This is a genomic window from Stenotrophomonas sp. 05L44_2, from assembly GCF_056665995.1.
Genome location: NZ_JBFTNR010000264.1, coordinates 1 through 5,050, shown reverse-complemented (window position 1 = coordinate 5,050; position 5,050 = coordinate 1). Strand labels below are relative to the sequence as shown.

The window sequence follows — 5,050 nt, the reverse complement described above, 5'->3', positions numbered from 1 at the left end:
GGCCACTGCTGTTTTCGCGCTCATCCAGCCGTACGCCACGCTGGGTCACCTGCGCCAGCGCCTCGGCTGCCAGCCCCGGACCGTCGTCGCGCACATCAATGCGCAACTGTTCATCGTCCACGCGCGCAGTGACCGTCACCTCCCGCTGTGCCCACTTGCCGGCGTTGTCGAGCAGGTTGCCGAGCATCTCTTCCAGGTCGGCGCTGGCACCGGCGAACTGCAGGTCGTCGGCAATGCCTTCGGCCTGGAACTGCAGCGCACGGTCCCCATGCACGCGCGCCATCAACCCGCACAGCGCCTGTGCCACCGTGGCCACCGGCGTGCGTTCGCGATGGTCGGCGGTCAGCCCGGCGGCAAGATAGCGATCGACGCTGGCCTGCATGCGTGCGCCCTGTTCGCGCAGCGTCGCGCGCCACGCGCGGCCCTCGCCATCGGCTTCAGCGGCGAGCACGCTCAGCGGTGTTTTCAGCGCATGCGCCAGATCCTGTGCGCTGGTGCGGGCGCGGCCCACCATCCGTTGCTGGTGGTCGAGCAGGGTATTGAGCTCTTCGCCGAGCGGTGCGATTTCAGCGCCCAATCCGGCCGTATCGATGCGCTCTGCATCGCCGCGGCGCACGCGTTCCAGCTGCGCACCGAGACGCTGCAGGGGCCGCAGGCCGAAATGCACCTGGCTGGCCAGTACCGCCAGCCACGCCGCTACCAGCACGGCCAACGCCATTGCGCTGCGTTGGCGGAACGCGGCGACGTCCGCATCCAAGGCACTGCGGTCGGTGGCGACCACGGCGACATAGGGTTGGTTGGCGCGGGGCAGGCGCACCGGCTGCACGCGCGCGCGCAGCGATTGCTGCAGCGGGCCCGGCAGATTGCGTTCGGCCGTGCCAGTGGCGGCCACTGGCAGCGTTTCGTCCCACAACGAACGTGACTGCAGCAGCACCTTGCCGCTGCCATCGGCGATCTGCCAGTACGCGCCGGAGAACACGCGCTGGAAGCGCGCATCGTTGGGTTCCTGGCGCAGCTGCARCTGGCCATCGGCATCGATCTCGGCCTGCGCCAGCAGGGTCAGCATGTCCTGCTGCAGTTCGTTGTCCAGGCGGTCGCGCGCGCTGCGCTTGAACAGTTCGCCCAGCAGCGCACTGGCCAGTGCCGAGACCAGCAGCAGGCCGATGCCACCGGCCAACAGCAGCCGGCGTCGCAATGACGGCTGCCGGCTCACGGCGCGGCCAACCGCCAGCCCTGGCCGCGTACGGTCTGGATCAGGTCGGTGCCGAGCTTGCGGCGCACCCGCCCCAGCAGTACGTCCAGCGCATTCGAATCGGGGTCATGACCGCCATCGAACACATGTTCGCCCAGGCGGTCGCGGCCGATCACCTGGCCGCTGTGGTGAATGAAGTAGCTCAGCAGGCGGAATTCCTGCGGGCTCAGCGCCAACGCCTGGCCATCCAGGTCGAAGCGCCCGGCATTGACGTCCAGCTGCAGTGGACCGCACTGCAACCGTGGACTGGCATGGCCGTGGCTGCGGCGGATCAGCGCGCGCAGGCGCAGCACCAGTTCGTCGGCCTGGAAAGGTTTGGTCAGGTAGTCGTCGGCGCCGGCGTCGAAGCCGGCCAGCTTGTCGTGCCAGCGCCCGCGTGCGGTCAGCACCAGCACGGGAAAGTCGCGGCCGTTGCCGCGCCAGCGTTCGATCACGCTCAGGCCGTCCAGCCCGGGCAGGCCCAGATCGACGATGGCGGCCTGCAGGTCTTCCACCTGGCCGATCTCCTCGGCCTGGCGACCATCGGCCACCACCTCGACCACGTAACCGGCCTGCTCCAGCAGCGGCTGCAGGCGCTCGGCCAATGCGGCATCGTCTTCGGCCAACAGGATGCGCATCAGTCGTCCAGCTCCGTCTTCAACAGCCTGCCGTTGCGCGCATCATAGTCCAGCTCCACCACCACGCCGTCGGCGCGCAGGATCTCCACTTCGTACACGCCATCGTCCAGTTCCACTTCCAGCAGCTGGCCGGGGTGGCGCTTGAGCGCATCGCGCACCACGCCTTCCAGCGGCACGTAGCGGCCTTGCTGCACGGCGCGGCGCGCGACCTGCTGCGCCGGGTCTTGGGCAGGGCCGGCGGCGGTCGGGGCGCTGGCCAGGGCCARCAGCAGGGACAGGGAGGGCAGGATCGGCACGTGAGTGGCTGGAAGCATGGGAACAAGTGACAGGCGCGAGTGTGCCGCGGCCGACTAACGGTTGGCTAACAGCGCCGGCTAGGCCGCTGTTAACCACGCCGTGCATCGTGGCGTTGCCGGGATGGTCCGGCACCGAACAGGAGAACCCCCATGTTGAAGTCGCTCACCCTCGCTACCGTTGTCGCCCTGGCCGTGGCCCCCGCCGTACAGGCGGCACCGCTGGGCATGGCCCAGGTCGAACAGACCCTGCGCAAGGCCGGCTACACCCAGATCCATGAGATCGAGCGGGATGATGGCCTGTGGGAAGCCGATGTCAGCCGTGCCGACGGTCGCTTCAGCGAGGTGTATGTGGACCCGAAGACCGGCGAGATCTTCGACGAGCACGATGGGCGTGCGCAGCTGAGCACCGAGCAGGTGCTGGCCAAGGCGCAGTCGCAGGGCCTGCGCGAGATCCATTCGCTGGAACGCGATGGTGCGACGTGGTCGCTGGAAGCGCGCAATGCCCGCAACCAGAAGGTGGAAGTGCGCCTGAGCGGTCATGACGGCCGCATCCTGCACAGCGAGCGCGATGGCTGGCTGGATTGACGCCTGCTTCGGGAAGGTGTGTCGACCAAGGTCGACACCTACCTGGTAGAGCCGGCCGCTGGCCGGCTGCTGCACGGTGTTTCCGGGATCAGGAGGTACCCGGCCAGCGGCCGGCCCTACCGTGCGCTTACCAGCCGTAAGGCGGCGGGTAATCCCAATAGCCCGGGCCACCACCGTAATACCCACCACCGCCGTACGGCCCGAAGAAGCCCGGGCCCTTGCCTTCGCTCACGTGGATGTTGACGTTGACCCCACGGGTCTTGCCTTCATCGTTGGTGTAGTTCTTGCTGAGATTCAGCGTGGCGGCGTTGTAGTGGGTGTTGCCGTAATTCTTGGCATAGCCGATGCCGGTGGTGAAGCTGCCGGAGACCTTGACCTTGTCGTCCTGCACGTCGGCGATCCTGCCGTCGCCATGCACGCGCGGGCCGGTCTTGTCGCCGTAGAACGTGCCGGGCGGATCCTGTTGCAGCGTCGGATCGTTGAGATAGCGCATAGGCGTCTGCGGCACGGACAGGTCCAGGCCGGACGCCTGCGGCGCGGTGGCGCCGGCGGCGGACTGCGCCAACGCGGTCCCGGGCAGGGCGGCCAAGCACAGCAGCAGGGTCAGGGGGCGGATCATGACGGCACTCCAGCGCAGAGGGGCCGCGCAGCACGCGGCGGTACAGGCCGACGCTAGCAGGCGTTGCTTGAATGATGCCTGTCGGCGCCCGTTTGCGGTAGAGCCAGGCCATGCCTGGCTTCACGCTACAACCGCCCGAACCCGAACAGGTCCTGGAGCGGGTGCCGGCGCCGCTCGATCCGTGCCCGCAGCAGCCCGGCGCCGATCATCGAATAGGTGATGCCATTGCCACCATAGGCCATGGCGAACTGTACCCGTGGCCCCCATTGCGCATGCGGCCCGAAGAACGGCAGGCCGTCAGCGGTCTCGGCAAAGGTGCCCGCCCATGAAAACGCCGGAGTCGGCTGCAGGTGCGGGAACCATTGCAGCAGCTGCTTCATCAGTTTGCGGGCCTTGCTGTCCACCCGGCCATCGCGGCGGGCGGGAATATCGATGGCATCGTCCAGCCCGCCAACCAACAACCTGCGGTCGCCAGTGGCACGCAGGTACAGGTAGGGGCGCGCGCTCTCCCAGACCATCGTGCGCTGCAGCCAGCCCAGCTCGTCGGCGTTGATCGGGTCGGTGATGAAGGCGTAGCTGCTGCGGTTGCGGGCCACGCGCGGGTCCAGCCACTGCTGGTTGGCATAGCCCATCGCCAGCACCACGTGGCGGGCGCGGATCTGCATGCCGGATTCGGTGCGGGCGGTTACGCCGCGCGCAGTGGGAGTGAGGGCATGCAGAACGGTGCGGTCATGCACCGCGCCGCCGCGCCGCTGCAACCGCCGCAGCAGCCCGTAAGTGAAGCAGTAGGGATCAACCCGTGCGGCCTGGCGGGTCAGCAGGGCGCCTCCGGCATCGACGCTGAAACGTTCCTGCAGCGCATCCCGGTCCAGCCAGCGCGCATCCAGGCCGATGCCACGGCGCGCCTCGCCTTCGGCCATCAGCCGCGGTACGTCACGGCGGCGGCTGGCCAGGTACAGGCTGTCCATCTGCTTGAAGTCGACGTCCTTCAGGCCGCGCGCGACCTCGCCCAATGCAGGGATCGCGTCCGCACAGGCCTGGTAGGCCAGCGCCGCAGCGTCCTGGCCATACTGCGAGGCCAGCTCCAGCAGATGGGTATCGATCTCGTACTGCAGCAACGCGGTACTGGCTGCGGTGCTGCCCCAGCCGATGTCACGCTGCTCGACCAGCGCAACGGCGTGGCCATTGGCCGACAGCTCATCGGCGATCAGCGCGCCGGTGATGCCACCACCGACCACCAGCACATCGCACTGCAGATCCTGTTCCAGCGGCGGAAAGGCTTGGATCAGGCCGTTGCGCACCGCCCACCACGGGTAACCACTCTTCAGGTCCATGCGAGGTCAGGCTCAGGCGGTGGGGTGGCCGGTATGCGGGGTCAGGATCAGTTCGGACAGATCGAAGCCCTGCAGGCGCGCGCTGGCCAGATAATGTTCCTGCACGGTGGCATCGAGCCGGGGCTCACGTGCCAGCAGCCACAGGTACTTGCGATCCGGGCTGCCGACCAGGGCAACGCTGTAGTCCGGCGCCACCTGCATCACCCAGTAGTCACCCTTGGCGAAGGGCAGCCAGCGCAGGCCCTTGGGCAGGAAGCTGACTTCCAGCCGCGCGCTGTCGTTGTCGATCGCGCAGGCCTCACCGGTGGCTTCCTCGATCTCGCCGTCCATGCGGCAGCGGTTGGTGA

At 68.1% G+C, this 5,050-nt stretch carries 7 protein-coding genes; 1 reads left to right on the top strand and 6 read right to left on the bottom strand.

The features are described 5' to 3' along the window. The 3 genes from AC1VAN_RS10860 to AC1VAN_RS10850 form a co-directional block, all read right to left on the bottom strand. A partial coding sequence (locus AC1VAN_RS10860; protein WP_480985789.1) for an ATP-binding protein occupies positions 1 to 1,213 on the bottom strand: 1,213 nt, incomplete at its 3' end. Next, the gene (locus tag AC1VAN_RS10855) at positions 1,210 to 1,869 is read right to left on the bottom strand and encodes a response regulator transcription factor (RefSeq protein WP_025874566.1); all 660 of its coding nucleotides are present in this window, start codon (positions 1,867 to 1,869) and stop codon (positions 1,210 to 1,212) included. The genes AC1VAN_RS10855 and AC1VAN_RS10860, both read right to left, overlap by 4 nt. Beyond that, entirely contained in the window at positions 1,869 to 2,159 is a 291-nt protein-coding gene (locus AC1VAN_RS10850; RefSeq protein WP_025874567.1) for a PepSY domain-containing protein, read from the bottom strand. Before AC1VAN_RS10850 ends, AC1VAN_RS10855 begins: the two co-directional genes overlap by 1 nt. Before the next feature lie 156 nt (positions 2,160 to 2,315). Between AC1VAN_RS10850 and AC1VAN_RS10845 the strand changes: the two genes are divergently transcribed. Then, a complete protein-coding gene (locus AC1VAN_RS10845; RefSeq protein ID WP_025874568.1) occupies positions 2,316 to 2,750 on the top strand; it encodes a PepSY domain-containing protein in 435 nt (144 codons plus the stop codon). Positions 2,751 to 2,877: 127 nt separating this feature from the next. Here the strand turns inward: AC1VAN_RS10845 and AC1VAN_RS10840 are convergent, their stop codons facing one another. From AC1VAN_RS10840 to AC1VAN_RS10830, 3 genes are all read right to left on the bottom strand, one after another. Then, positions 2,878 to 3,369, bottom strand: coding sequence for a hypothetical protein (locus tag AC1VAN_RS10840; RefSeq protein WP_025874569.1), 492 nt, complete (start codon positions 3,367 to 3,369; stop codon positions 2,878 to 2,880). Between the two features lie 125 nt (positions 3,370 to 3,494). Continuing rightward, positions 3,495 to 4,703: an NAD(P)/FAD-dependent oxidoreductase gene (locus AC1VAN_RS10835; RefSeq protein WP_312964959.1), complete on the bottom strand. Its 1,209-nt coding sequence runs from the start codon at positions 4,701 to 4,703 to the stop codon at positions 3,495 to 3,497. A gap of 12 nt (positions 4,704 to 4,715) precedes the next feature. Further along, a partial coding sequence (locus AC1VAN_RS10830; protein ID WP_480985788.1) for a lipocalin family protein occupies positions 4,716 to 5,050 on the bottom strand: 335 nt, incomplete at its 5' end.